27 protein-coding genes are annotated in these 24,369 nt (G+C 65.1%); 12 read left to right on the forward strand and 15 right to left on the reverse strand.

Translation table 11 applies throughout. From position 1 onward, the window contains the following. Nucleotides 1-27: 27 nt before the first annotated feature. Complete coding sequence (locus tag U7114_RS04225) at nucleotides 28-678, forward strand: DUF1003 domain-containing protein (protein WP_157243059.1); 651 nt, start codon at nucleotides 28-30, stop codon at nucleotides 676-678. Next, a complete protein-coding gene (locus tag U7114_RS04230; RefSeq protein WP_323056617.1) occupies nucleotides 678-1,820 on the forward strand; it encodes an Mrp/NBP35 family ATP-binding protein in 1,143 nt (380 codons plus the stop codon). The genes U7114_RS04225 and U7114_RS04230 overlap by 1 nt, the downstream gene beginning before the upstream one ends. A 7-nt stretch (nucleotides 1,821-1,827) precedes the next feature. Here U7114_RS04230 and U7114_RS04235 read toward each other — a convergent pair whose 3' ends face one another. From U7114_RS04235 to sigE, 3 genes are all read right to left on the reverse strand, one after another. Continuing rightward, complete coding sequence (locus U7114_RS04235) at nucleotides 1,828-2,235, reverse strand: Sec-independent protein translocase TatB (protein ID WP_104998514.1); 408 nt, start codon at nucleotides 2,233-2,235, stop codon at nucleotides 1,828-1,830. 69 nt (nucleotides 2,236-2,304) lie between these two features. Then, nucleotides 2,305-3,123 (reverse strand): anti-sigma factor, encoded by an 819-nt coding sequence (locus U7114_RS04240; protein ID WP_323056618.1) that lies wholly within the window; start codon nucleotides 3,121-3,123, stop codon nucleotides 2,305-2,307. An 88-nt stretch (nucleotides 3,124-3,211) separates the two neighbouring features. After that, a complete protein-coding gene (gene sigE, locus U7114_RS04245) occupies nucleotides 3,212-3,826 on the reverse strand; it encodes an RNA polymerase sigma factor SigE (protein ID WP_139029816.1) in 615 nt (204 codons plus the stop codon). Between the two features lie 226 nt (nucleotides 3,827-4,052). Between sigE and U7114_RS04250 the strand changes: the two genes are divergently transcribed. Then, nucleotides 4,053-4,685 carry an O-methyltransferase gene (locus U7114_RS04250; protein WP_157241704.1) on the forward strand — a complete coding sequence of 211 codons (633 nt, stop codon included), beginning with the start codon at nucleotides 4,053-4,055 and terminating at the stop codon, nucleotides 4,683-4,685. 57 nt (nucleotides 4,686-4,742) lie between these two features. On the opposite strand, the gene U7114_RS04255 is transcribed toward U7114_RS04250, so the two are convergent. From U7114_RS04255 to U7114_RS04270, 4 genes are all read right to left on the reverse strand, one after another. Next, nucleotides 4,743-4,910, reverse strand: a complete 168-nt coding sequence (locus tag U7114_RS04255; RefSeq protein WP_009357720.1) for a DUF3117 domain-containing protein — start codon at nucleotides 4,908-4,910, stop codon at nucleotides 4,743-4,745. A 233-nt stretch (nucleotides 4,911-5,143) separates the two neighbouring features. Beyond that, complete coding sequence (locus tag U7114_RS04260; protein ID WP_416235543.1) at nucleotides 5,144-6,400, reverse strand: hypothetical protein; 1,257 nt, start codon at nucleotides 6,398-6,400, stop codon at nucleotides 5,144-5,146. A 5-nt stretch (nucleotides 6,401-6,405) separates the two neighbouring features. Then, nucleotides 6,406-6,789, reverse strand: coding sequence for a DivIVA domain-containing protein (locus U7114_RS04265; RefSeq protein ID WP_321213991.1), 384 nt, complete (start codon nucleotides 6,787-6,789; stop codon nucleotides 6,406-6,408). 49 nt (nucleotides 6,790-6,838) lie between these two features. Further along, on the reverse strand, nucleotides 6,839-7,621 hold the full coding sequence (locus tag U7114_RS04270; RefSeq protein WP_104998519.1) for a TIGR00730 family Rossman fold protein: 783 nt from the start codon (nucleotides 7,619-7,621) through the stop codon (nucleotides 6,839-6,841). A gap of 104 nt (nucleotides 7,622-7,725) precedes the next feature. On the opposite strand from U7114_RS04270, the gene U7114_RS04275 reads away from it, so the two are divergent. The 4 genes from U7114_RS04275 to U7114_RS04290 all read left to right on the forward strand — a co-directional run bounded on the left by U7114_RS04275 (nucleotide 7,726) and on the right by U7114_RS04290 (nucleotide 11,012). Continuing rightward, the gene (locus U7114_RS04275; protein WP_157241702.1) at nucleotides 7,726-8,481 is read left to right on the forward strand and encodes an amino acid ABC transporter ATP-binding protein; all 756 of its coding nucleotides are present in this window, start codon (nucleotides 7,726-7,728) and stop codon (nucleotides 8,479-8,481) included. A gap of 70 nt (nucleotides 8,482-8,551) precedes the next feature. Continuing rightward, nucleotides 8,552-9,439 (forward strand): glutamate ABC transporter substrate-binding protein, encoded by an 888-nt coding sequence (locus tag U7114_RS04280; RefSeq protein WP_157241701.1) that lies wholly within the window; start codon nucleotides 8,552-8,554, stop codon nucleotides 9,437-9,439. Between the two features lie 86 nt (nucleotides 9,440-9,525). Next, entirely contained in the window at nucleotides 9,526-10,176 is a 651-nt protein-coding gene (locus tag U7114_RS04285) for an amino acid ABC transporter permease (protein ID WP_157241700.1), read from the forward strand. Then, the gene (locus U7114_RS04290; protein WP_157241699.1) at nucleotides 10,173-11,012 is read left to right on the forward strand and encodes an amino acid ABC transporter permease; all 840 of its coding nucleotides are present in this window, start codon (nucleotides 10,173-10,175) and stop codon (nucleotides 11,010-11,012) included. The genes U7114_RS04285 and U7114_RS04290 overlap by 4 nt, the downstream gene beginning before the upstream one ends. Before the next feature lie 78 nt (nucleotides 11,013-11,090). Here the strand turns inward: U7114_RS04290 and dapE are convergent, their stop codons facing one another. Beyond that, a complete protein-coding gene (dapE, locus tag U7114_RS04295; protein WP_323056620.1) occupies nucleotides 11,091-12,227 on the reverse strand; it encodes a succinyl-diaminopimelate desuccinylase in 1,137 nt (378 codons plus the stop codon). 50 nt (nucleotides 12,228-12,277) lie between these two features. On the opposite strand from dapE, the gene dapD reads away from it, so the two are divergent. Next, nucleotides 12,278-13,300, forward strand: coding sequence for a 2,3,4,5-tetrahydropyridine-2,6-dicarboxylate N-succinyltransferase (gene dapD / locus U7114_RS04300; protein WP_321213993.1), 1,023 nt, complete (start codon nucleotides 12,278-12,280; stop codon nucleotides 13,298-13,300). Nucleotides 13,301-13,306: 6 nt separating this feature from the next. Beyond that, nucleotides 13,307-14,164: a hypothetical protein gene (locus U7114_RS04305; protein WP_323056621.1), complete on the forward strand. Its 858-nt coding sequence runs from the start codon at nucleotides 13,307-13,309 to the stop codon at nucleotides 14,162-14,164. Nucleotides 14,165-14,202: 38 nt separating this feature from the next. On the opposite strand, the gene U7114_RS04310 is transcribed toward U7114_RS04305, so the two are convergent. Further along, the gene (locus tag U7114_RS04310; RefSeq protein ID WP_157241696.1) at nucleotides 14,203-14,814 is read right to left on the reverse strand and encodes a hypothetical protein; all 612 of its coding nucleotides are present in this window, start codon (nucleotides 14,812-14,814) and stop codon (nucleotides 14,203-14,205) included. Between the two features lie 101 nt (nucleotides 14,815-14,915). Further along, on the reverse strand, nucleotides 14,916-15,518 hold the full coding sequence (locus U7114_RS04315) for a TetR/AcrR family transcriptional regulator (protein ID WP_323056622.1): 603 nt from the start codon (nucleotides 15,516-15,518) through the stop codon (nucleotides 14,916-14,918). A gap of 134 nt (nucleotides 15,519-15,652) precedes the next feature. On the opposite strand from U7114_RS04315, the gene galE reads away from it, so the two are divergent. Beyond that, the gene (gene galE / locus U7114_RS04320; RefSeq protein ID WP_323056623.1) at nucleotides 15,653-16,666 is read left to right on the forward strand and encodes a UDP-glucose 4-epimerase GalE; all 1,014 of its coding nucleotides are present in this window, start codon (nucleotides 15,653-15,655) and stop codon (nucleotides 16,664-16,666) included. 162 nt (nucleotides 16,667-16,828) lie between these two features. Here the strand turns inward: galE and U7114_RS04325 are convergent, their stop codons facing one another. The 3 genes from U7114_RS04325 to fdxA all read right to left on the reverse strand — a co-directional run bounded on the left by U7114_RS04325 (nucleotide 16,829) and on the right by fdxA (nucleotide 19,849). Then, nucleotides 16,829-18,115, reverse strand: a complete 1,287-nt coding sequence (locus U7114_RS04325) for a citrate synthase (protein ID WP_157241694.1) — start codon at nucleotides 18,113-18,115, stop codon at nucleotides 16,829-16,831. A gap of 241 nt (nucleotides 18,116-18,356) precedes the next feature. Next, on the reverse strand, nucleotides 18,357-19,508 hold the full coding sequence (dapC, locus tag U7114_RS04330) for a succinyldiaminopimelate transaminase (protein ID WP_321213996.1): 1,152 nt from the start codon (nucleotides 19,506-19,508) through the stop codon (nucleotides 18,357-18,359). A 14-nt stretch (nucleotides 19,509-19,522) separates the two neighbouring features. Beyond that, complete coding sequence (fdxA, locus tag U7114_RS04335; RefSeq protein ID WP_013601705.1) at nucleotides 19,523-19,849, reverse strand: ferredoxin; 327 nt, start codon at nucleotides 19,847-19,849, stop codon at nucleotides 19,523-19,525. A gap of 136 nt (nucleotides 19,850-19,985) precedes the next feature. Between fdxA and U7114_RS04340 the strand changes: the two genes are divergently transcribed. After that, entirely contained in the window at nucleotides 19,986-20,225 is a 240-nt protein-coding gene (locus U7114_RS04340; protein WP_323056624.1) for a hypothetical protein, read from the forward strand. A 48-nt stretch (nucleotides 20,226-20,273) separates the two neighbouring features. Here U7114_RS04340 and U7114_RS04345 read toward each other — a convergent pair whose 3' ends face one another. Then, entirely contained in the window at nucleotides 20,274-21,083 is an 810-nt protein-coding gene (locus U7114_RS04345) for a hypothetical protein (protein ID WP_323056625.1), read from the reverse strand. 197 nt (nucleotides 21,084-21,280) lie between these two features. Further along, nucleotides 21,281-23,209, reverse strand: a complete 1,929-nt coding sequence (typA, locus tag U7114_RS04350; protein ID WP_157241690.1) for a translational GTPase TypA — start codon at nucleotides 23,207-23,209, stop codon at nucleotides 21,281-21,283. 268 nt (nucleotides 23,210-23,477) lie between these two features. Between typA and U7114_RS04355 the strand changes: the two genes are divergently transcribed. Further along, nucleotides 23,478-24,320, forward strand: coding sequence for an SGNH/GDSL hydrolase family protein (locus tag U7114_RS04355; RefSeq protein WP_321213999.1), 843 nt, complete (start codon nucleotides 23,478-23,480; stop codon nucleotides 24,318-24,320). Nucleotides 24,321-24,369 lie beyond the last annotated feature (49 nt).

Genomic DNA, 24,369 nt, shown 5'->3' on the forward strand with positions numbered 1-24,369 from the left:
AGCGCTCCCAAGAACCCCAACCAGCGGATGCCGGCCAAGACCGCATCGAAGGGCAGCCTCGACACGCCGCTCAGCGGCCGCCAGCGGATCCTGCCCAAGTTCTCCCCGGACCCCGATGCCTTCGGCCATGCCACGGAAGGCTTCGCCCGCTTCATGGGCACGCCGCAGTTCCTTGTCTACATGACCGTCTTCGTGGTGATCTGGCTGGCCTGGAACACCTGGGCGCCGCTCGAGTGGCAGTTCGATTCCCGCGCCCTCGGTTTCACCCTGCTGACGCTGATGTTGTCCCTGCAGGCCTCCTACGCCGCACCTCTGCTGCTCCTGGCACAGAACCGCCAGGACGACCGCGACCGCGTCTCGCTCCAGCAGGACCGCCAGCGGGCCGAACGCAACCTGTCAGACACCGAGTACCTGACCCGGGAGCTTGCGTCCCTGCGGATTGCGCTCCGCGAGGTTGCCACGCGCGACTACGTCCGTGCCGAACTGCGCTCCCTGCTGGAAGACATGCTGGAAGCCCAGGAAGAGCTTCGGACCCATGATCCCGCCGGGCAGGCGCAGCACGAATCCCCGCGCGACAAAATCAGGGAAAAACTGAAGGAACAGCGTGACCGCCAGCGGAATCCCCGCACCCAACAGATTCCCCGGGTTAAGCCCGGCCACTCCACCCAGGACCGCTAATGAACGCACCGATCGCCAACGCCGCGTTGGCTGACGCAGTCGCCGCTGCCCTGGCCACGGTCATTGACCCCGAGCTCCGCCGCCCCATCACGGAGCTGGGCATGGTTGAGTCCGTCGACATTTCCGACGACGGCAGGGTCAGCCTTGCTGTCCTGCTCACCATCGCCGGCTGCCCGCTCCGGGACACCATCACGGCCGATGCCACAAAGGCGCTGCTGGCCGTTCCGGGAGTGGCCGCCGTCGACGTCGAACTCAAAGTGATGACGCAGGAACAGCGCGATGCCCTCAAGGAGCTGCTCCGCGGCGCCGGCGGCCAGCGCGGCATCCCGTTCAACCAGCCGGATTCACTCACCAAGGTGTATGCGGTGGCGAGCGGCAAGGGCGGGGTGGGCAAATCCTCCGTGACGGTCAACCTTGCCTGCGCCCTCGCCGCCCAGGGCCTGCGGGTCGGGATCGTGGACGCGGACGTGTATGGCTTCTCGGTTCCTGGCCTCATGGGCATCACCCAGCCGCCCACCCGCGTGGATGACATGATCCTCCCCCCGGTGGCCTATGGGGTGAAGGTGATCTCCATCGGGATGTTCGTCAGCGGCAACCAGCCCGTGGCCTGGCGCGGACCCATGCTTCACCGCGCCCTTGAGCAGTTCCTGACGGACGTGTACTTCGGTGACCTGGACGCCCTTTTCCTGGACCTGCCGCCCGGCACCGGTGACATCGCGATCTCCGTGGCCCAGCTGTTGCCGAAAGCCGAAATCCTGGTGGTCACCACACCGCAGGCCGCCGCGGCCGACGTCGCGGAGCGCGCCGGCGCCATAGCCACGCAGACCGGCCAGAAAGTGGCCGGCGTCATCGAGAACATGTCCTACCTGGAAATGCCCGACGGCGGCAGGATGGAATTGTTCGGAAGCGGCGGCGGGTCAGTCCTCGCCGGCCGGCTGACGGCAACAGTAGGCGCAGAGGTGCCGCTGCTGGGGCAGATACCGCTTGATATCCAGCTGCGGGAAGGCGGCGATTCCGGGGTTCCGATAGTCCTCGGGCAGCCGGATACACCCGCTGCCGCGGCGCTGTCCGGCATCGCCGGCCGGCTGGCAGCAAAGCCGCGCGGCCTCGCGGGGATGAAACTGGGGCTGCAGCCCCGCTAAGAAGCGGCTAGGTGGCCTCGGTGTCGAAAGGCGCGGCCTCGCCGGGGGGCAAGGACTGGAGCACCCGTTCCGGCCGCCGCGGCGCCGCCTCCGCTGCCACGGCCGCTGCGCCGGAGACGGCAGCCACTGCAGCGGGCGCGCCGGCGCTCACCGGCTTGGAGTCGTCATCCAGGAGCGCTTCTTTGATAATGCGCCGCGGATCGTACTGGCGGGGATCGTACTTCTTCCAGTCGACATCGTCGATGTCGATCCCCACTTCTTCCTTGATCTGCTCACGGGCGCCGGATGCCATGCGCCGGACTTCCTTGACCAGATTAGCCAGTTTCTGGGTGTATTCGGGCAGCCGCTGGGGACCGATCACCAGAACCCCAATGATCAGCAGAAGAAAGAACTCCGGGCCGTTGATTCCAAACACTTTAGGAAGATTACCCTCTCCGGGCTGCCAGTGACGATTTCCGCCCGTGGTCCGGGAAGACTGTGCGTTCTACGGGGTGAAAAAGGCAACGATGCGGTTAACTCCACGTTGCAGCCGGGTGATGATTGGTTCCTCCGCCGCTTCCGGGGAGGCATCCGGGATTCGGGCCGCAACGCCTTCCTCAGCCTGGTTGCCGAGCCGCTGCAGGATAGGCAGGGCATCGTCAGCCTCCTCGGCGGGCAGGTCGGACTCGTAGAGAAAAGTGTGGCCGGGCGTCCGGTAGGTTGCCGACCACGGCGAGGACCGCCCCACCCGCAGGGGGCTGCTGTCCTGACTGGCCATGTCCGGCCCGGCACCTTCCTGTCCCGCAGCGCTTTGTCCGGCGACGGCCTGCAGGGCGGTCCGCTGTTCGGTCACCGTTGCCTGGTGGATGCCGTCGGTGAGCCGCAGCTCCACTGCCGGCTGGCCATTGAGCACGGTGGCCCTCGCCGACTCGAGACGGAAGCCCATCGCTTCAAGCTCCGGGCAGGCCCATCCTTCAGAACGCAGCTGGGTGAGCTGTTCCCCTGTCAGCAGCCTGCCGTCCGCGGGTGTCCGGGATGAGACGTGGGAGAGTGCGGCCTGGTTGCCTGCAGTGTCCCCCGGCGGGGGATCTCCTGCCGCGGCAAATGCGCCGACGGCCAGCACGCCGGCAGCTGCCATGCTGCCACCGGCAGCCAGGGCCAGGACGCGGACGGCGCTCCGGGACGATGCTGGCCGGTGCGCGCCTGCAGGCGGCATGGCGGCCAGTTCCTGCGTTCGGGCGAGCAGGCGGGCCGTCAGGTCATCGCTGGCCGGAGGGATGGGAGCATCACGGAGCCGCTCCAGGTACTGGCGCTCCCTCCGCACGGCTGAATGGCATTCCTGGCAGGACTGAAGGTGGCTGCCGGTGCGCTGATGCCTGCGTCCGAATGGACTACGGGACCTCATGCGCCGTTCAGAGGATACCGGCGATGCGCGGCATGGACAGTTTCCGGCGGGACTGCTGCGGACGCGGATCCCGGTGGGCCAGCTTTTCCCGCAGCATGGTCCGTCCGCGGTGGATCCGTGAACGGACGGTGCCCAGCTTCACGCCCAGGGCTTCCGCCACTTCGTCGTAGGACAGGCCTTCAAGGTCGCACAGAACGACGGCGGCACGGAAGTCCGGCGGCAGTTCCTCCAGCGCGGCCTGGACGTCCACATCGAGGTTGTTCAGCTCGAAGCTCTGCTCGGGGCCCGGTTCACGGCCGGGAAGCCGTGACTCTGCGTCCTCGGCAAGGGCATCGAACCTGATCCGCGTCTTTCTCCGTGCCTGGTCCAGGAAGAGGTTGGTGGTGATCCGGTGCAGCCAGCCGTCAAGGGTGCCAGGTTTGAAGTTTTCCAGCGAGCGGAAGACACGGACAAACACCTCCTGGGTGAGGTCCTCGGCGTCGTACTTGTTACCGGTCAGGCGGTAGGCGAGCCGGTAAACCTTCGCCGAGTGGTTGGTGACCACTTCTTCCCAAGTGGGACGGACCCACTCCGGATCAGGATGATTTGCTGCAGGGACAGGTGCCACTACTGAAGATGACATCGTCCACTCCCCTCGTGGAATGCTAACGCCCGGATACTGTTGACATCACTGATTCGGCGCCGGTCACCTTTCGGATGAGCGGATAATAATCATTTCAAACTTGTCTGGGAATTTCCTGATTGTTCGGAAGTTCAGCCGTGGGCGCAACCGCCCGCCTCCGCTGCTGTTGCCACCGGACACAGTAGGCTGTAAAGGACATTCCCCTGCCGCCCAGAAAGCGAAACCCATGAGCGCCGACAAGTCCACCAGCTGGTCCTATGCAGAAGATCTGCCCGCTGAGGATGAGGTCATGCTTCGGGCCCGGGAGCGCTCCTTCGAGCTGGGTGTTACACCGGTTGGACCAGGGGTGGGCGCAGTCCTGACCGTGCTGGCGGCGTCGTCCAAAGCCCAGACCGCCGTCGAAATCGGGACCGGCGCCGGGGTGTCCGGCGTCTGCCTGCTCCGCGGCCTCGGCCCGCAGTCCGTCCTCACCACCATCGATGTGGACGTGGAACACCTCAAGGCCGCCCGGGAGGCATTTTCCGAGGCAGGGAGCCCGGCCAACCGCACCCGCACGATTTCCGGACGGGCCGGCGACGTCCTGCCGCGCCTGACTGACAACGCTTATGACCTGGTGTTCATCGACGCCGACAAACCAGGGCTCCCGGGCTATGTGGAGCAGGCCATCCGGCTCCTGAAGCCCTCCGGGCTGCTGATCATCAATGATGCGTTGGACAAGGACAAGGTTGCCAACCCCGCCGGCCGTGAAGCCACCACGGTGGTCTTGCGCCAGGTCGGTAAGGCAATCCGCGACGACGAGAGGCTTGCGTCCGCCATGCTTCCCACCGGCGACGGACTGCTGGTGGCGGTCAAGAAGTAGCCACCAGGATACGGGCAGGGCCCGCAGCCTGCTGGCTGCGGGCCCTGCCCGTCACGATTATTCGGTAACGCCGACGAGGCATTCCTTGAGGTTTGCTGCCTCGGCAGCGTTCAGCTCGACCACCAGGCGCCCGCCGCCCTCGAGCGGGACGCGCATGATCAGGCTGCGGCCCTCCTTGGTGACTTCCATTGGGCCGTCGCCGGTGCGTGGTTTCATAGCCGCCATGAGGAATTCCCCTCCATTTTGTCCCAGGACTGATCAGCCCGGACGGGCTGTGTCCGCATGTCGATCAAGCCGCTATGGCGGAGTGGATGGACACCGCCAAGGCTGAGCGTATTCTGAATGCTTTTTGTCCTTGCTTACTTACCATTATCGCGGAATTACCCGCCCGTAGCTAATCGATGGACATTTCCAACGTCTTGCCATTTGAGTCCTGACCTGCGCGGAAGTCCCATTGGCTAGGGTGGATAATCCCCTCCCCCGGGCAATTGGGCCCAGGCCCACAACCAGACGATCCAGACGATCTGCAGCAGCAGGAACATGGTGACCACCGTCCACCGGTAGGCCCGCGAGCCGGACACCAAAACAGCACCCAGCGCAAGCGGAAACAGCGGCAGGAGCATGCGGAAGGTGCTGGTCTGCGGGTGCAGGAACACCACCAGGTAACCCATGTAGCAGGCGCACCACAGCCGGAGCTCCACGCCGAGTTGCCGTACCGGCGGCAGGAACAGCATGGCGCCGAAAAGCGCCACGAAAACGACCGGCGCCAGCAGGCCCAGGACGGGGCCAAAGAGGTCGACGCCGGTATCGAACCAGGGTTTGAAAGGCACCAGGTCGTGGCCCCGCCACACGGTTTCGGTCTTTGTGTACGCCTGGATATCGCCCGTTGCCGCCCAGGCGGCCGCCGGCCAGGCAAGCGCCATGGCCCCTCCGACGGCGGTGAGGGCAGCCAGCGCCGCGAGGTCGCCGTTCGAGTGCGTTCCTTCCCGCTGCCCGTTGCCGGCCTGCCGGGCACCGAGCCGCTCCCACAGGTGGCGCAGCAGAACCAGCCCGAGCATGGCCGCGAACGGGACGCCCACCGGACGGGACAGGCACAGGAGCACCACCACCGGGATGGCCCACAGGTACTGCCTGCGCACCACCAGCAGCAACGCCGCCGCGAGCAGCAGCAGCGACAGCGACTCGGCATAGGGCACCTGGAGGATGGCGGACACGGGGAAGGTGGCGAAGAAGGCCACTCCCCATAGGGCGGACGCAGGTGCGGCCTTGTGCCGGAAGAGGATGTATACAACCAGGGCGGCTCCCCACCCGGCCAGCATGGCGATGATGGTCAGTGAGGCGGCGGGGACAAGTCCGGTCAGTCTGCTGAGGCCTCCGGCCAGGGCAGGAAACAACGGATAGAAAGCCCACGCATTTTCCTGGACGTTGCCGGCGGCATCAGTCGGCAGGACGGAGGGGTAGCCACCGGCGATGACTTGGCCGTACCAGCGCGCATCCCAGATGTTGATGAAGTTCCAGTAATCGGGCTTGGCCGGGAACCAGGGGTTGGGACCCTGGTGCAGGGCGGCAGCCATGAAGATGCAGGCGCTGACCAGCCGGGCCGCGAAGTAGACGGCGGTGGCCTGCAGCCACCATGGCCAGCCTTGGACAGCCCGCCCGGCCTGTGCGGCCAACGCCTGAAGGGACGGGACAAGACCTGCCCGGCGCCGTGCCATTGTGCTCACAGCCGGTCCTCTTCAGGCGCAGTGCTCTTTTTGTCGGGTTCCGGTCCAAGAGGAGCTTCCATAGCCGCCAGCGCTGCCCGGAGCCCGTCGATTTCCTGCTGTTTGGAGGCGAGCTGGTCCCGCAGTTCATCCAGGACCTGGTCCACCTGGTCCATCCGGTAGCCACGGAGGCCAAGGGAGAAACGCACGCGGTCAACGTCCTCCGGGGCTGCCTGTGCGGGCAGCAGGACCGGAGGAAGGTTGGCTGGCGGCTGCTCGAAACCGCCGCCGGGCAAGCCGGGCAAGAGGCCGTCGCCCGTTTTGCCGGAACGCAGCCCCGGGCCAATCCAGAAGACCACCCCAATCAGCACGATGGCCAGGAAAACCAGAAAAAAGCTCACCGCTCCATCGTGCCAGACGGGATGGAGCGCCGCCGTCCGGACGCTCGGGCTACTCCGGCCGCTGCTCCCCGTTAAGCGAGGGGGTAATGGCCACGTGGAGCACCCTGTCCACCGCCTCTGCTGGATCATCAACCACCTGGATCAGGTCCAGGTCCTTTTCGGAGACCATGCCTTCCGCAACCAGGGTTCCCCTGATCCACTCGATCATGGGGCCCCAGAATTCGACGCCCAGCAGCACGATGGGGAACGAGGTCACCTTTCGCGTCTGCACCAGCACCATTGCCTCAAAAAGTTCGTCGAGCGTGCCCAGACCGCCCGGCAGGACGATGAACCCCTGCGCGTACTTGACGAACATGGTTTTGCGGGCAAAGAAATACCTGAAATTGATGCCCAGGTCCACCCACTGGTTCAGGCCCTGCTCAAAAGGAAGTTCGATGCCCAGGCCGACGGACACACCGTTGCCTTCAACGGTGCCGCGGTTGGCGGCTTCCATGGACCCGGGACCGCCGCCGGTGATGACGGCAACGCCGGCCTCGGCCAGTTTCCGCCCCACTTCCACACCCATTTCGTAGTAGGGGCTGCCGGGTTTGGTGCGCGCCGAGCCGAAGACGCTGACGGCCTTGCCGATGTCCGCCAGGGCGCCGAAGCCTTCAACGAACTCGCTCTGGATGCGCAGGACGCGCCAAGGATCGGTGTGGACAAACTGCCCGGGGCCCTTGGTGTCGAGCAGATGCTGGTCAGACATGTCCACGGCCGCCTGCTTGCGGCGCAGTTCAAGGGGGCCCTTACGGCGCGGCTGGGAATTTCTGGCCGGATCTGCGTTGATGCTCATTCACCAAGGCTAACCTCCCCCGGGAGGTATCTCTTGAATCACGATCCGCAGGAAGTTGCGGTGATTCGCGTCATAAACAGTTGTTGTTCGCTAGATTCTTTCCTATGACTACTCATGTGCCCGGAGATGCGCTTGTCTCCCTGAACGGCGTAAATAAGCACTACGGCCAGCTGCACGTTTTGAAGGACATCAACCTGCAGGTCCGCAAGGGCGAGGTTGTTGTGGTCATCGGGCCCTCCGGCTCCGGTAAGTCCACCCTCTGCCGTGCCATTAACCGCCTGGAGACCATCGAGGCCGGAACCATCAGCATCGACGGGAAAGTGCTTCCTGAGGAAGGCAAGGAACTCGCCCAGCTCCGCGCCGACGTCGGGATGGTTTTCCAGTCCTTCAACCTCTTTGCGCACAAAACCATCCTGGAGAATGTGACGCTCGGCCCCATTAAGGTCAAGGGCGTCGCCAAGGCCACGGCGGACAAGGACGCCATGGCCCTGCTTGAACGCGTCGGCGTAGGCCACCAGGCCCCCAAACTGCCGGCACAGCTCTCAGGCGGGCAGCAGCAGCGCGTGGCCATCGCACGGGCTTTGGCAATGAAGCCGAAGGTCATGCTGTTCGATGAGCCCACGTCAGCCCTGGACCCGGAAATGATCAACGAGGTTCTGGACGTCATGGTCCAACTGGCCAAAGAGGGCATGACCATGATTGTGGTCACGCACGAGATGGGCTTTGCCCGCAAGGCCGCGGACCGCGTCGTCTTTATGGCCGACGGCCAGATCGTCGAAGACGCAACCCCGGAAGAATTCTTCACCAACCCGAAGAGCGATCGTGCCAAGGACTTCCTTTCCAAGCTCCTGACGCACTGATTCACACCTGAACAAACACTCCCAGTTCGCACCGAGGCCGTGACCCACGGCCATCAATGAAAGGAATGTCATGAAGGCATTTATGACCCGGCGGAAATCATTCGTCGTGGCGGCCACCGCTGCCCTGGCCCTGTCCCTGAGCGCCTGCGGCGGAGGCGGCACGGGCACCACCACCAATCCCACTGTGGCCGAGAAGCCGTCCTTCGCTGCGGGCACCACCATGGAGAAGCTCTCCAAGGCAGGCAGCATCAAGATCGGCACCAAGTTCGACCAGCCGCTCTTCGGCCAGGTCGGCCTGGACGGCAAGCCCGTCGGATTCGACGTTGAAATCGGCAAGCTTATCGCTGCCAAGCTGGGCATCGCCGCGGACAAGATTGAATGGTCAGAGACCGTCTCCGCCAACCGCGAACCCTTCATCGAGCAGGGCAAGGTGGACCTGGTGATCGCCACGTACACCATCAACGACAAGCGCAAGCAGGTTGTCAGCTTCGCCGGACCGTACTACGAGGCCGGACAGGCCCTCATGGTGAACAAGGACAACGACTCCATCAAGAAGCCTGAAGACGTCAAGGGCAAGAAGGTCTGCTCGGTGACGGGTTCGACGCCGGCCGCCACCATCGTGGAGAAGTACGGAGCAGAGCTGGTCCCCGCCGCAACCTACTCCGCATGCCTGGAGCCGCTGCGCAACAAGCAGGTTGAAGCGGTCACCACCGACAACGTCATCCTCGCCGGCTTCGTGGACAAGGAACCGGACGCCTTCAAGCTGGCCTCCGACGAAACGTTCACCAAGGAGCCCTATGGCATCGGCCTGAAGAAGGACGACACCGAGTTCCGCAACTGGATCAATGACCAGCTGGAGTCCTTTGAAAAGGACGGAAGCTACAAGAAGGCCTGGGAGGCCACTGCCGGCGAGGTCATCAAGACTGCGCCCAGCCTGCCCGCAATCAACCGCTACTAGGCTGCCCGTACGTTGCCGGGACCGGCCCGCCGGTCCCGGCAACGCCACGCCTTCACTTCCGTCCACTCCCAGAGCCGAAGGATCCTATGGACGTCATTCTTGAAAACCTGCCCCTGTACTGGAACGGTTTTCTCCGTACCCTCTTTCTTTCAGCCGTATCCGGGATCATCGCGCTGGTGTTGGGCACGCTCCTTGCGGCTGCCAGGGTTTCCCCGGTTGCTGCCCTGCGCGGCTTCAGCACCGTCTACGTCGAGGTTCTCCGGAATACACCCTTGACCATCGCCTTCTTCTTCGCGGCCGTCGTGCTCCCCCGCCTCGGGGTCAAGTTTGAGCAGTTCGAGATTGCCGCGATCATTGCCCTCAGTACCTACACCGCAGCGTTCATCGCCGAAGCTGTCCGCTCTGGTGTCAACAGTGTCCCGGTGGGACAGGCTGAAGCCGCCCGCAGTATTGGCATGAAGTTCAGCCAGGTGCTGTCCCTCATCATCCTGCCGCAGGCCTTGAGGACGGTGATCCCGCCGCTGATCAACATCCTGATCGCCCTGGTGAAAAACTCGTCCGTGGCCGGTGCGTTCTTTGTGCTGGAACTTTTCGGCTACGGCCGGCAACTGGCCAACGCCAACGGTGACGCCGTCATCGCGGTGCTGCTGGGTACTGCGTTCTTCTATCTGCTCCTCACCGTTCCGCTGGGCATCCTCGCCAGCACGGTGGAACGAAAGGTGGCGATTGCCCGATGAGCTCAGTCCTTTATGACGTTCCCGGCCCCAAGGCCCGGCGCGTCTCCCTGATCGCTTCGATCGCCGGTTCCGTGCTGATCCTCGGCCTGCTGGCGTGGATTGTCATGACCCTCGCGCAGCAGGGAATTTTCGAAGGCCGACGCTGGCAGATCTTCACCCGCGGCGACGTGTGGACCCTCCTGGCCAACGGCCTCGGCGCCACCCTGAGCGCAGCAGCCCTGGCGGCGGTTATCGCCTTCCCCCTGGGCCTGCTCCTCTGCCTGCTGCGCATCTCTGATGCGGCCTTCATCAGGATCCCCACCCGGGTGGTGCTGGAGTTCCTCCGCGGCATGCCCGTGGTCCTGATGATGCTGTTCGTCCTGCTGGGCTTCGGTACCTCGCCGTTCATTGCCGTTGTCACCGGCCTGGTGCTCTACAACTCAGCCGTGTTCGCCGAAATCATCCGGGCCGGCATCCAGTCGCTGCCGAAGGGGCAGCGTGAGGCCGGGCTGGCCATTGGCCTGACGAGCTTCCAGTCCCGCATGCAGGTCGAGCTTCCGCAGGCGATCCGTCGCATGATGCCCTCCCTGGTGGCGCAGATGGTGGTCCTGCTGAAGGACACTTCGCTCGGCTACATCGTGGCGTACGGCGAGCTACTGCGCGCTGTGCAGGTGATGGCGGACTTCCTGGGCACCCAGTTCCTGTTCCCCATCTTCTTTGTCGCCGCCGCCATCTACATCGCCATCAACATCGGCGTTTCCCGCCTCGCGGTGTGGATCGAGCGCCGCGGATCCAAGAAGGCCGCGGGCGGAATGGCCAAGGCGGAGCCCGCCGCAGTTGAGGCCGGAGCGCCCTAGGCGGTCCCACCGAAAGCAGTGGCCCGGATCGTAGGATCCGGGCCACTGCTTTTTAACGGGGTGCGAGGCCTGGCGGACCTAGCCTGCCAGCCAGTCCTTCAGTGCCCGCAGGCACGTACGAATGGCTTCAGCATCGACGTGCTCGTTGTCCTTATGCGCCAGCAGCGGGTCGCCGGGGCCGAAGTTCACCGCCGGGATCCCCAGCTCGCTGAAGCGCGCGACGTCGGTCCAGCCGTACTTGGGCTTCGGCTCGGCCCCCACCGCCGCAACGAAGGATGCCGCGGCGGGGTGGTGGAGGCCGGGCCGGGCCCCGGCGGCGGCATCGGTACGGACCACGTCGAATCCCTCAAGGAGTTCCCGCACCACGGCTTCGGCCTGGTCCGGCGTCTTGTCCGGGGCGAAGCGGTAGTTGATCTCCACCACGCACCGGTCCGGAATGACGTTTCCGGCAGTGCCGCCGTTGATCCTTACCGCGTTGAGGCTCTCCCGGTACTCCAGCCCGTCCACGTTGACTGTTGCCGGCCGGTAGGCTGCGAGCCTCTCCAGGACGGGCGCCGCAGCGTGGATGGCGTTGCGGCCCATCCACGCGCGTGCTGAGTGGGCAGACTCCCCCACCGTCGTTACCTCAAACCGGCTGGTGCCGTTGCAGCCGCCTTCCACCGTCCCGTGGGTTGGTTCCAGCAGGATCGCGAAATCGCCGCCCAGCAGGTCGCCGTGGTTCCGCACCAGCCGCCCAAGGCCGCTCTTGACGGCCTCGACTTCCTCGTGGTCGTAAAAGACAAAGGTGACGTCCCGCTTCGGCGAGGCCCCGTCGTCGAACATTGTGGCGGCCAGCGCAAGCTGCACCGCGACGCCGCCCTTCATGTCCGTCGCGCCGCGGCCGTACAGGATCCCTTTGCCGGGAACACCGGATCCCCAGGTGGAGGGCACGGTCCCCTTCGCACCATCCGCCAGGGGCAGCGGGACGGTGTCCAGATGCCCCGCCAGGATGACCCGTTCCGCACAGCCCAACTCAGTCCGGGCGATCATCGAATCCCCGTCCCGGAGCACGCTCAATTGGGGAATCCCCTGCAGCGCGGCTTCTATGGCGTCCGCCAGTTCAGTTTCATTGCCGGACACACTGTTGATGTCCATGATGGCGGCTGTAAGGAGCGCAACGTCCTGGCGGAGGTCGAGCGTCAAGGTGGAAGGGTCCGGAGTGGTTTCGGCAGTCACGAAGCCAGTCTAGTTCGGACCCTGTCGCTGCCCCTCGATAGACTGGGGCCATGACTGAGACTGCTTCTTCCGCCGTGCCCGAAACCTCGAACGCAACCACCGACGAACGCTCTGCCTACGGGTTCGGCGTGGCCACCATTTCCACCGGTGACGCCACCGTACTGGACGTGTGGTTTCCGGCACCGGCCCTCGGTGTTGCCGCCGAAAACCTGCGTTCCGTTGAGAACGCTGATGAGTCCCTCACCCTGATCGCCAAGAACGGCGCCGATGAGGACCGCGGCACGGAACAGAAAGTGGTTTTTGTCCAGATCCACCTCGATGAGGCCCCGGCCGATACCGCCGATGCGTACCTGCGCCTGCACCTCCTCTCGCACCGCCTGGTCAAGCCCAACACCATCAACCTGGACGGCATCTTCGGCAACCTGCCCAACGTCGTGTGGACCAACTTCGGCCCCGCCCCGGTGGAGGGCTTCGAGCTCACCCGCGCGCGGCTGCGGCGCCGTGGCGCCGTCACTGTCTACGGCATTGACAAGTTCCCGCGGATGGTGGACTACGTGGTGCCCACCGGTGTAAGGATTGCCGACGCCGACCGCGTGCGCCTCGGTGCCCACCTGGCCGAAGGCACCACCGTGATGCACGAAGGTTTCGTCAACTTCAATGCCGGAACCCTGGGCACCTCCATGGTGGAAGGCCGCATCTCGGCCGGCGTAGTGACCGGCAACGGCAGTGACGTCGGCGGCGGCGCCTCCATCATGGGCACGCTGTCCGGCGGGGGCAAGGAAAAAATCACCATCGGCGAGCGGGTCCTGCTGGGCGCCAATTCAGGCGTCGGCATCAGCATCGGTGACGATTCGGTGGTTGAGGCCGGGCTGTATGTGACGGCGGGAACCCGCGTCCGCATCCCGGGACCAAAGGATGAGGTGGGTGAAGACACCACCAAGATCGTCAAGGCCGCGGAACTGTCCGGCGTGCCCAACCTGCTGTTCCGCCGCAACTCCACCACGGGCGCGGTGGAGGTCCTCCCCCGCCAGGGCCAGACCGTGGAGCTGAACGACGCCCTGCACGCCAACTGATCCTTCATGGCACGAAGACGCAGCCTGCGCACCCTCGCGGTACTGGTGCTCACCCTGGCACTCGTAGCCGGCGGCATCTACTCGGCCGTGTTCTTCCTGCAGCGTTCCGAAACCCTCGTTTCGGAACGCTGCAGGGCCGTCATTGACGAACGGACATCCGAGCTGGCCCCGGACCAGGCCGTCTATGCCTCGCTGATCACTGCTGTTGCCGTGCAGCGCGGACTTCCGCCGCGGGCAGCAAGCATAGCGCTGGCCACCGCCATGCAGGAGTCCAAGCTGCGGAACATTGAGCACGGAGACCAGGCCGGCCCGGATTCGCGCGGGCTGTTCCAGCAGCGTCCTTCCCAAGGGTGGGGAACCGAGGCGGAGATCATGGATCCGTACTATGCGGCGAACGCCTTCTACGACGCCCTGGTGAAAATCCCCGGGTATGAGTCACTGGAGATTACCGAGGCAGCCCAGCGTGTTCAGCGCTCCGCCTACCCCGCCGCCTACGCGCAGCACGAGGAAATGGGACGGACTTTTGCCTCCGGCCTGAGCGGCCAGACGCCCGAGGCCGTCCAATGCACCCTTCGGGCGGCCGGCACCGGCGGCGACGCCGCAACGGTGTCCGCCGAGCTGGACCAGGCGTACGGCCCGCTGGAAACAACTGTCGACGGTGAGACCCTGGTGGTCGAGGCCGCGGGAAGCCAGGCGTGGTCCGTGGCCCAATGGGCGGTTGCCAACGCCAAAGGCTTTGAGGTCACCCGGGTCGAGGTGGCGGGCAGAAGCTGGAACCGTGCATCGCGGGACGGCTGGCAGGAATCTGCGGGTCCGGAGGGCGGGGTCCGGATCACGGTGGCGGCGGGAGACGCCCGCAGCTGAGGACCGGCGGGCTGCGGGCAGGTGGAGGCGGAAGGTCCCTAGACCAGGATCTCCACCACTGGCTGGACGTAGCTGCGGAATAGCTCCGGCTCGCCCATCAGCTTGTTGCTCATGATGATTTTGTCCGGCTCCATGTACCAGGCCCGCTGTTCGTTCAACGGCAGCTCGATGATGGTCAGCTTGAAGTCACGGGAATCACGGCCCACCTCCATCAGCCTGTCATCCACCATGTCCTCAAGAATCTGGTCAGCTCCAGTGGCAGCACGCTCCGCCTCAATCTCGGCGTACTCACTCCTGCGCTCCCGCGCCCAGGTAAGGGCAGCACCGAAGTGTGCCTGCAGCACCCGCTGCAGCGCGGGCGAATTGCCGAAGGCCTCGAAGTTCGGCGGTGACAATTCAGGGGACGTCTGGGGGTGGGCTTTGAGCAGCTGTTCCCACCAGGCTTCCCACTCCGTCTTCAGGGCACTCAAACCACCAACGTCGGCGGTCAGGTGCGAATGGTCGGCGCGGCGGACCTTGGGCGCTGCATGCGACAACGATGGCTGACCTGCCCCGTCAAGCCCTGCAGTATCCCGGACGTACAGGGCTATCATCATGGGCCCTGACGTGTCCGTGGTGATTTGCCACCTGGTGCCGCTTGTCTGATGCATCCGACGTCCTTCCGTGGTGTGCCCGCACCGGGGTTGGGTGACCGGGCAGCGCCCCCTGCTAATCAGTGTATTCCCCTCAATGCCCACGTTAGTGGCTGGCATCACATCCCGTCGAGGTGCCGTTCCAGGACGTCAACGCACATTTCGCGGGTCATCCATCCGGGTTGCAGCAGCGCATGCATGCACAGCCCGTCGAGCGTCGCCAGGAGGCGCTCCGCCTCCAGCACGAGGCTGTCCTGCGGCTCGTCCTGCGGCATTAAGGCGCTAACCACCCGCCCCGCGATGACAGCCACCTCGCGGTGGCTCCGGTCTGCCTCAGTGGCAAGGAACGGCCTGATCCGTGCAGCATTCTTGAACGCCATCCAGGCGCACGCCTCCAGCGCCCGCTGCTCATCCAGAGGCAGGATTCCGCACAGCAGGGTTAACACTGCCTCGCGGTGCTCTGGGGAACCGGGCACTGCATCGTGTACCGCAGGCAGGGATGCTCCAAGGCGGCCCACGATGCGGTCCACTACCACTGCGAAGGAGAAGGAGAGCAGTTCCTCGCTCCCGGAGAAGTAGTGCCGGACGGAACCGACAGCCAGCCCGGCCTCATCGGCCACTTCCCGCAGCGAGGCCCGCTCCAGCCCGTCACCTGCGATGATCCGGAGAACGGCTTCGACCACGTCCTGGCGCCGGGCTTCGGCATCTACGATTTTGGGCACTACTTCTATTTAGCACGGATGTGTTCTTCCGCGGGGCGCGGCATGCCGTGCGGCCGCACTTCGGGCACTGTCCTTCTTGCCCGGCATCCGGGACGCAGCGGCGGCGGCACGTGTTGTTGGGATAGCGTTGAGGCATGAAAATTCTCGTCACCGGAGGCACCGGCTACATTGGTTCCCACACTGTTTTGTCCCTGCAGGAAGCCGGCCATGACGTCGTGGTCATCGACAACCTGGTCAACTCCAGTGAAGAGTCCCTCCGGCGGGTAGCCGAACTCAGCGGGAAGACTGCCGAGTTCCATAATGTCGACCTCGTGGACGAGGCCGCCGTCGAAAAGGTCTTCGCCGCCGGCGCCATTGACGCCGTGATCCACTTTGCAGGGCTGAAAGCCGTGGGCGAGTCCGTCCGTGAGCCGCTCAAGTACTACTACAACAACCTGGTAGGGACCCTGAACCTCATCCGGGTGATGGACCGCCACGATGTCCGGTCCATCGTCTTCAGCTCCTCAGCCACGGTCTACGGCGAGCACAACCCCATCCCCTATGTCGAAAAGATGGAGATCGGGGCCAACAACCCTTACGGCCGCACCAAGGAGCAGATCGAGGACATCCTCTCGGACCTCGGGTCAGCCGACACCCGCTGGCACATTGCCCTGTTGCGCTACTTCAACCCGGTGGGCGCCCACCCCTCCGGCCGGATCGGCGAGGACCCCCAAGGGATCCCCAACAACCTGGTTCCGTTCATCGCCCAGGTGGCCGTGGGCCGCCGCGAAAAGCTCATGGTGTTCGGCGGCGACTATGACACCCCCGACGGCACATGCCTGCGCGACTACATCCACGTCGTCGACCTTGCCGAGGGCCACGTGGCCGCACTGGACCACGTGGCGGACCGCGCCGGTGTGTTCCGCTGGAACCTGGGCTCCGGCAAGGGCTCCTCCGTCCTGGAAGTCCTCCGCTCGTTCGAAAAGGCTGTGGGCAGGCCCATCCCGTATGAGATCACCGGCCGCCGCGCCGGCGACCTCCCGGCATTCTGGGCCGACGCAACTTCCGCCCTGGCCGACCTCAGCTGGTCCACCACCAAGACAGTGGACCAGATGTGCGAGGACCACTGGCGCTGGCAGAAAAACAACCCCCAGGGCTACGCCTCCTGACCTGCCCACCGATTGCTCCGCAGTTGTCGTTTTGGGACGCCTAAACGACAACTGCGGAGCACTCGATGGGATTACCGCCGTCGGCCGCCCACCTCCGGACGGTGGGCGGCCGTCGTCGTAATGGAGCCGGTGGGCGGGCCCGCACCGGCGAGGGAGTGGGGACTAGCGGACCGGGTAGTCGCGCTCGGGCTCACCGATGTAGAGCTGGCGGGGGCGGCCGATCTTGGTGTTGGGGTCGCTGATCATTTCGCGCCACTGGGCAATCCAGCCCGGAAGGCGGCCGATGGCGAACAGGACCGTGAACATCTTCTCCGGGAACCCCATGGCCTTGTAGATCAGGCCGGTGTAGAAGTCCACGTTCGGGTAGAGCTTGCGCTGGATGAAGTAGTCATCGTTCAGCGCCTTCTCTTCCAGGCGGAGGGCGATGTCCAGCAGTTCGTCGTTGCCGCCGAGCTTGGTGAGGATCTCGTGTGCCGTGGCCTTGACGATCTTGGCGCGCGGATCGTAGTTCTTGTAGACGCGGTGCCCGAAGCCCATGAGGCGGACGCCGTCTTCCTTGTTCTTGACCTTCTCCATGTAGTCCTCGGGCTTGGTGCCGTCGGCCTGGATCTGTCGAAGCATCTTGAGCACGGCCTCGTTGGCGCCGCCGTGGGCGGGGCCAAAGAGCGCGTTGATGCCTGCGGACACTGAGGCGAAGAGGTTGGCGTTGGAGGAACCCACCAGCCGCACCGTGGAGGTGGAGCAGTTCTGCTCGTGGTCCGCGTGCAGGATGAGCAGCAGGTCCAGTGCCTTCGCGACGACCGGGTCCACCTCGTACTGCTCCGCCGGAAGCCCGAAGCTGAGGCGCAGGAAGTTCTCCACAAGGTTGTGGGAGTTGTCCGGGTACAGCATGGGCTGGCCGATGGACTTCTTGTGCGCGTACGCCGCGATGACCGGGAGCTTGGCCATGAGGCGGATTGTGGAAACTTCCACCTGTTCTGCATTGAACGGGTCCAGCGAGTCCTGGTAAAACGTGGACAGCGCGGATACGGCCGAGGACAGGACGGGCATGGGGTGCGCGTCGCGGGGGAAGCCGCCGAAGAAGCCCTTGAGCTCCTCATGCAGCAGGGTGTGCCGCCGGATCTTCTGGTCGAACGTGTCCAGTTCCGTGGGCGTGGGCAGGTTGCCGTAGATCAGCAGGTAGGACACTTCGAGGAAGCTGGAGTGCTGCGCCAGCTGCTCGATGGGGTATCCGCGGTACCGCAGGATGCCCGCATCGCCATCGATGTAGGTGATGGCCGAGGTGGTGGCTGCGGTATTCATGAAGCCGGGGTCGAAGGTGACTGCGCCCGTCTGCTTCAGCAGCTTGGAAACGTCGTAGCCTTCGTTCCCTTCAATAACCTGGATGCGCGGGAGCTTAAGCTCGCCTCCTGCGTGGAGCAGGGTCGCTGCGTTGTTGGTCTCAGTCATGGAGTCCCCTTCATGAGGCTTCTGGGCCTCTGTCGAAAGCTTGATCCAACATCAGGTGAGCCGCGCACTGACCCTGAGAACACAGGTTCCAACACCCGGGCTGCCTTCTTGTAGAGGGCCACCATTGATAGTCACTTAAAAAGTACCCGCTCCTTGGCGGGTGTCACTAATCCAAGACGTGGCTGAAGCCCCTAAAATAGGGCTCTTGTGGCGCGAGTCACACCATTGTTACGGTGCTGTTTTATTGTCGCGCCGCTGCCAGACGTGACACTGCGGCGTCGATGCGCTCGTCCGAACCCGTCAAAGCCACGCGGATGTAGCCGTTGCCCGCCTCGCCGTAGAAAACCCCGGGGCCCACAACGATGCCGCGCTCAGCCAGCCGTGCCACCGTGTCCCACGTGCTCTCCCCCGCCGTGGACCAAAGGTACAGTCCGGCGTCGGAATCCTTGATCTCCAGGCCGAAGTCCAGCAGGGCCGGGACCAGCCGATCGCGGCGTCCGCGGTACAGGTCCTTCTGCGCCTCAACGTGGGCGTCGTCGCCAAGCGCTACGCGCATGGCCTCCTGGACCGGGTACGGGACAATCATGCCTGCGTGCTTGCGGCTGTTGACCAGGTTGGGCATTAAGTCAGGATCTCCGGCCACAAACGCTGCACGGTAACCTGCCACGTTGGACTGCTTGCTGAGGGAGTAGACGGCCAGGAGCCCCCGATGGGAGCCTCCCGCGACCCGGGGGTCCAGGATACTGGGAACGGCCTGGCCGCCGCGCTGGACGTCCCAATCGCCCCATCCCAGCTCGGCGTAGCATTCGTCCGAGGCCACCACGGCGCCCAGCCCACGGGCCTGTTCCACGAGCGCTTTCAGGGATTCGACGCCCCGGACGCTGCCTGTGGGGTTGCCGGGCGAGTTGACCCAGATGAGCCGTACCCGCGCCCGCGTCTCGTCGTCGAGTTCATCCAGGTTGTCGGTCGCCACGGACGCGGCACCGGCGAGGGTGGCCCCGATGTCATAGGTAGGGTATGCCACCTTCGGGCGCACGACGACGTCTCCGGGCTTAAGCCCCAGCAGGAGCGGCAGCCATGCCACGAGTTCTTTGGAGCCCACGGTGGGCATGATGTTGCGGGGATCGAGGCCGGTAACGCCGCGGCGCCGCTCAAACCACCCGGCAATCGCTTCACGGAGGGCCGGGGTGCCATGGACGGTGGGGTACCCCGGGGCGTCGGCGGCCGCCTTCAGAGCATCCTGGATCAGGGCGGGGGTGGGGTCAACCGGGGTGCCAATGGACAGATTGACCGCCCCGTCCGGGTGCTGCCCGGCCTTGGCGACATACGGCGCCATGGCCTCCCACGGGTAGTCAGGCAGGTCCAGGCCAAAGGTTCTTGCTGCTGCGGTCACGGTCCCTGCCCGGGTCAGTGGTCTTGGTTCTGCGGCGGCAGCGCGGCGATCATCGGGTGGTCCTTGCCCGTGTTGCCGATCTTCGCGGCACCTCCGGGGGAACCGAGGTCATCAAAGAACTCGACGTTGGCCTTGTAGTAGTCCGCCCATTCCTCCGGGGTGTCATCCTCGTAGTAAATGGCTTCAACCGGGCAGACCGGTTCACAGGCGCCGCAGTCCACGCACTCGTCCGGATGGATGTACAGCGAACGCTCACCTTCGTAGATGCAGTCGACGGGGCATTCCTCAATACATGCCTTGTCCTTGACATCTACACACGGCTGCGCGATTACGTACGTCACGTCCCTGGCCTCTCCACGTTGGTTCCGGCAACCCGCCGGTTCTTGCATCCGGCAACTGCGGCCGGACTCTTGACATCTGAGCCTATTATCTCCCAGCCCGTTCCCGCGAACCTAGCCGGGCACCTAGTATGAACTGGTGAGTCAGCCTATACCCGCTCCTTCCGGGTTCCTCTCCACCGCAACGCCTGGAACGAGGGTTGTGGTGCGCTACCGCATCGAGGACGGGCTCACGGATGCCCTCGGGCACCTCCTGGCCTGCGACGCCGGTGCGTGCACCATCCGCACCCGGCTGGCCGACGTCGTCATTCCCTTGGACCTGGTGGTGGCTGCCAAAGAAGTGCCACCGGCGCCGGAGCGGCGCCGGCCGCGCGCCTAGGGCGACCCACGCTGCGCAGGGACAGTCCCTGCGCAGCGAACCCGGGCTTCACTGCGCAGGGCGGTACGTCGCGAGTGCCTGATGCACCATGTGCACGAACTCCGTGGGCTCGACGAGCAGCATCTCGAACGTCACGCGAAGGGTGGGAACGCCCCGGACAACGGTAACGTTCCAGCGCCGCCTGTCCTCCCGGTACGCTGCGCGGCTGCTGTGATGGGTGTAGCCATCCGTCTCGATGCCCAGCAGTCCGTCCACAAGAAGATCCAGGTGGCCCATCCCCGGAATATTGACCTGAAGTTCGACTGTCAGCCCCGCTTCTTCCAGCAGGTACCGGGCCATCGTTTCAATGATGGAACCCGATTGCGGCCGGATTCTGCCCACAAGTGCAAGAACGCTCTTCTCCCGCGCCGCTGGAAAGCGTTCCCTCAACGCCGGAAGTTGAACCACCCCCTTCTTCACCGCAGATTCCGCGATGGTCAGCGCCTCAAGCGGCGGCAGGCAGCGGAGGGATTGGCACACAAAATCCAAGGGCGTCAACGGAAGGCTGCTTCGATGGACCACGCAGCCCGGAACCGGCCTCCCGTGCCGGGCGGCCAGATGCGGTTTCTCCGGTTCCCTGACTACCCACAGCCCCGCTGCCAAGGCGGCCGTGACACAACCCGGAACCGCGTAATGGCGGCCGGCATGGATGAGCACGGGTTCTGCCTGCGGCAGCGCGTACATTCCCCTGGCAACCCTCTGGACGGAGGCGTCAAGCACACCGGCTTCAATGAGGCGGCGGGGAACTCCGGCTTGCCTGAGTGAGCTTGCGCTGGCGACTCCCCCCAATGCCGCCAATGCATCAATGACAGTTCGCATGGGTGCATGCTGCCCGGTCCGAGGAGTCCGACCCAGGGCCCGTGCCGGCCATGTGGAAAACCTCCGGGTGCGGTGAAGGCGCCGGTCAGTGTACGGGGACTGCCCCTGCGCGCCGAACCCGGATATGACTGCGCAGGGGGAACGCAGAATGCCACCGGCACGGGGCCGGTGGCATTCTGTGGAAGAAACTAGAGTTGCTAGACCTTGGCGCGGGCGCGGTTGGCCTTGGCACGCTCGTTGGTGTCCAGGATGACCTTGCGGATGCGGATGGCTTCCGGGGTGACCTCGACGCACTCGTCCTCGCGGGCAAATTCCAGGGACTCTTCGAGGGTGAGGTCGCGCGGCGGCGTCAGGTTCTCGAAGGTGTCGGAGGAGGCTGCACGCATGTTGGTGAGCTTCTTTTCCTTGGTGATGTTGACGTCCATGTCGTCGGCGCGGGAGTTCTCGCCCACGATCATGCCCTCGTAGACCTCGGACGTGGGCTTCACGAAGAAGGAGCCGCGTTCCTGCAGGTTGATCATGGCGAACGGAGTCACGACGCCGGCGCGGTCAGCGATCATCGAACCGTTGGTGCGGTACTCGATGGGGCCGGCCCACGGCTCGTAGCCCTCGGAAATGGAGGCTGCGATGCCGGCGCCGCGGGTGTCCGTGAGGAACTTGGTGCGGAAACCGATCAGGCCACGGGCCGGAACGATGAACTCCATCCGGCACCAGCCTGTGCCGTGGTTGGCCATGTTGGTCATACGGCCCTTGCGGGCTGCCATGAGCTGCGTGACGGCGCCGAGGTACTCTTCCGGTACGTCGATGGTCATGTGCTCCATCGGCTCGTGGACCTTGCCGTCGATGGTCTTGGTGACCACCTGCGGCTTGCCTACGGTCAGCTCGAAGCCTTCGCGGCGCATCTGCTCAACCAGGATTGCAAGGGCGAGCTCGCCACGGCCCTGGACTTCCCAGGCGTCGGGACGCTCGGTGGGCAGAACCTTGATGGAGACGTTACCGATCAGTTCCTTGTCCAGGCGGTCCTTCACCTGGCGGGCCGTGACCTTGGCGCCCTTGACCTTGCCGGCCAGCGGCGAGGTGTTGATACCGATGGTCATGGAGATGGCGGGATCGTCCACGGTGATCAGCGGCAGCGGCTGCGGGTTCTCGGCATCGGTCAGCGTCTCACCGATGGTGATTTCCTCGATGCCGGCGACGGCGACGATCTCGCCCGGTCCGGCGGATTCTGCCGGCACGCGGTCCAGCGCCTTGGTGGCCAGGAGCTCGGTGATCTTGACGTTCTTGAGTTCACCGTTGGCGCGGGCCCAGGCAACTGTCTGGCCCTTGCGCAGGGTGCCGTTGTAGATGCGCAGCAGCGCCAGGCGGCCCAGGAACGGGGACGCGTCCAGGTTGGTGACGTGCGCCTGCAGGACACCGTCGGGGTTGTAGGTGGGAGCCGGGATGTGCTCGATGATGGTCTTGAACAGCGGCTCAAGGTCCTCGTTGTCCGGGGCTGCACCGTTGGCGGGCTGCTCCAGCGACGCGCGGCCAACCTTGGCGGCAGCGTAGACAACCGGAACTTCCAGGACCTTGTCCAGGTCCAGGTCCGGCACTTCATCGGCAAGGTCGGAGGCCAGGCCCAGGAGCAGGTCCATGGACTCGTGGACCACTTCGTCGATGCGGGCATCGGGACGGTCGGTCTTGTTGACCAGCAGGATCACGGGAAGGTGTGCGGCGAGGGCCTTGCGCAGCACGAAGCGGGTCTGGGGCAGCGGGCCCTCAGAGGCATCAACGAGGAGGACGACGCCGTCAACCATGGACAGGCCGCGTTCCACCTCGCCGCCGAAGTCGGCGTGGCCCGGGGTGTCGATGACGTTGATGGTGATGGTTTCGCCGTGGGAGGACGGACCGTTGTAGGCCACCGTGGTGTTCTTGGCCAGGATGGTGATGCCCTTTTCGCGCTCCAGGTCACCGGAGTCCATGACGCGGTCTTCGAGGTGGTTGTGCTCGGCAAAGGAGTTGGTCTGCTTGAGCATGGCGTCGACCAGGGTGGTCTTGCCGTGGTCAACGTGGGCCACAATCGCGACGTTGCGCAGGTCACTGCGCGATGCAGTGGCTACCGCAATGTTGGTGGTGGTTTCAGACATGCGTTATTGCTCGATTCAGTGGGTCAGCTGTAATGTATCGCGACATTTCCAACTGGAACGCACGACGGATCAGGCCCTTAGCACAGGGCACCTTCCCCAAGTCTAGCCGGTGTGCCTTTTATTGGCCTAAATTTTTCCGCCGACCGCGGATCCGGTGGCCGGCCAACCGCCGCGCCACGATGCTTATTTGTGGGCAAAATCACTGGCGGATCCGGCGGCGATGCCACATGATTGCTCTGACATACAGCGCAAGCCCGAAAGACACCAGATGCGAAATGCCTTGGCCGCTGCGGCCCGGTACCGCCGCCGTACCGTCGCGGCCGCCGTTGCGGTTATCGCCGTGGCAGGCGCCCTTGTCCTCTCCGGCTGCGCCCTGCCCGCCACGTCGGGCGAGGGTCCGGCCCTGGTGGACGCGGCGCCTGCCGTTTCGCGTGTCCTCAACCCCGGCAACGGCCGGCTTGAGGCGGTGGTCCCGGAGATCGGCAGGACCGTCCTCCTGATCGGCGATTCACAATCGGAGCCGGCCGACGGCTGGCCGCGGCTGGGCCTGGCCGCCGCGGGATACCGGGTGTACTTCTGCGGCAGGGGCGGCACCGGTTTTGTCACGTCGAAGGGTGCCACGGGCAACTACATCGATGCGCTCCTGCGCGGCGACTGGCTGCTCCCGGCCGGCACGCCCGCGCTGATCGTGGTGCAGGGCGGCGGCAACGATGCCACCAGCGGAGCCAGTGACAGCGACATCGTTGCCAACGCTGAGCGGCTGATCGGGGAGCTCCAAAGGCGGTACCCGGGCACGCGCCTGGCGATGATCGGGACTCTGGCCCGCGGCGAAGGCCATGGCGGAGGCCGGCGAAGCGAGGTGGACGCCCTGCTGGGATCCGTGGCGGCGGACCACGGCCTGCCCTTCGTAGCCGTGGGTGACTGGCTGACCAAATACGGCCTGGTCCAGGATCTCGCGGACTCCGTGCACATGAACCCGGGGGGCCGCCGGGCGCTGGGTACGCTCCTTGAGCGCCGCCTCCGCGAACTGGGCCTGGAGCGAACGCCGACGGCGGACGTTGCCCCGCTCCTGGATGCCCGCACCGGAGGCGCAGGCGCGGGCCAGGACTGAAAACAGCAACGGCCGGCGCCGGAGTCCAATACCCCGGCGCCGGCCGTCG

This window comes from Pseudarthrobacter sp. C1, from assembly GCF_034720455.1.
In the GTDB taxonomy this organism is placed as follows: domain Bacteria; phylum Actinomycetota; class Actinomycetes; order Actinomycetales; family Micrococcaceae; genus Arthrobacter.

Coding starts and splice junctions, on each gene's coding strand:
- U7114_RS04225 (WP_157243059.1), top strand. CDS start 28: ATGCCGGCCAAGACCGCATCGAAGGGCAGCCTCGACACGCCGCTCAGC.
- U7114_RS04230 (WP_323056617.1), top strand. CDS start 678: ATGAACGCACCGATCGCCAACGCCGCGTTGGCTGACGCAGTCGCCGCT.
- sigE (WP_139029816.1), bottom strand. CDS start 3,826: ATGTCATCTTCAGTAGTGGCACCTGTCCCTGCAGCAAATCATCCTGAT.
- U7114_RS04250 (WP_157241704.1), top strand. CDS start 4,053: ATGAGCGCCGACAAGTCCACCAGCTGGTCCTATGCAGAAGATCTGCCC.
- U7114_RS04255 (WP_009357720.1), bottom strand. CDS start 4,910: ATGGCGGCTATGAAACCACGCACCGGCGACGGCCCAATGGAAGTCACC.
- U7114_RS04260 (WP_416235543.1), bottom strand. CDS start 6,400: ATGGCACGGCGCCGGGCAGGTCTTGTCCCGTCCCTTCAGGCGTTGGCC.
- U7114_RS04270 (WP_104998519.1), bottom strand. CDS start 7,621: ATGAGCATCAACGCAGATCCGGCCAGAAATTCCCAGCCGCGCCGTAAG.
- U7114_RS04275 (WP_157241702.1), top strand. CDS start 7,726: ATGACTACTCATGTGCCCGGAGATGCGCTTGTCTCCCTGAACGGCGTA.
- U7114_RS04280 (WP_157241701.1), top strand. CDS start 8,552: ATGAAGGCATTTATGACCCGGCGGAAATCATTCGTCGTGGCGGCCACC.
- U7114_RS04285 (WP_157241700.1), top strand. CDS start 9,526: ATGGACGTCATTCTTGAAAACCTGCCCCTGTACTGGAACGGTTTTCTC.
- U7114_RS04290 (WP_157241699.1), top strand. CDS start 10,173: ATGAGCTCAGTCCTTTATGACGTTCCCGGCCCCAAGGCCCGGCGCGTC.
- dapD (WP_321213993.1), top strand. CDS start 12,278: ATGACTGAGACTGCTTCTTCCGCCGTGCCCGAAACCTCGAACGCAACC.
- U7114_RS04305 (WP_323056621.1), top strand. CDS start 13,307: ATGGCACGAAGACGCAGCCTGCGCACCCTCGCGGTACTGGTGCTCACC.
- U7114_RS04310 (WP_157241696.1), bottom strand. CDS start 14,814: ATGCATCAGACAAGCGGCACCAGGTGGCAAATCACCACGGACACGTCA.
- galE (WP_323056623.1), top strand. CDS start 15,653: ATGAAAATTCTCGTCACCGGAGGCACCGGCTACATTGGTTCCCACACT.
- U7114_RS04325 (WP_157241694.1), bottom strand. CDS start 18,115: ATGACTGAGACCAACAACGCAGCGACCCTGCTCCACGCAGGAGGCGAG.
- U7114_RS04345 (WP_323056625.1), bottom strand. CDS start 21,083: ATGCGAACTGTCATTGATGCATTGGCGGCATTGGGGGGAGTCGCCAGC.
- typA (WP_157241690.1), bottom strand. CDS start 23,209: ATGTCTGAAACCACCACCAACATTGCGGTAGCCACTGCATCGCGCAGT.
- U7114_RS04355 (WP_321213999.1), top strand. CDS start 23,478: ATGCGAAATGCCTTGGCCGCTGCGGCCCGGTACCGCCGCCGTACCGTC.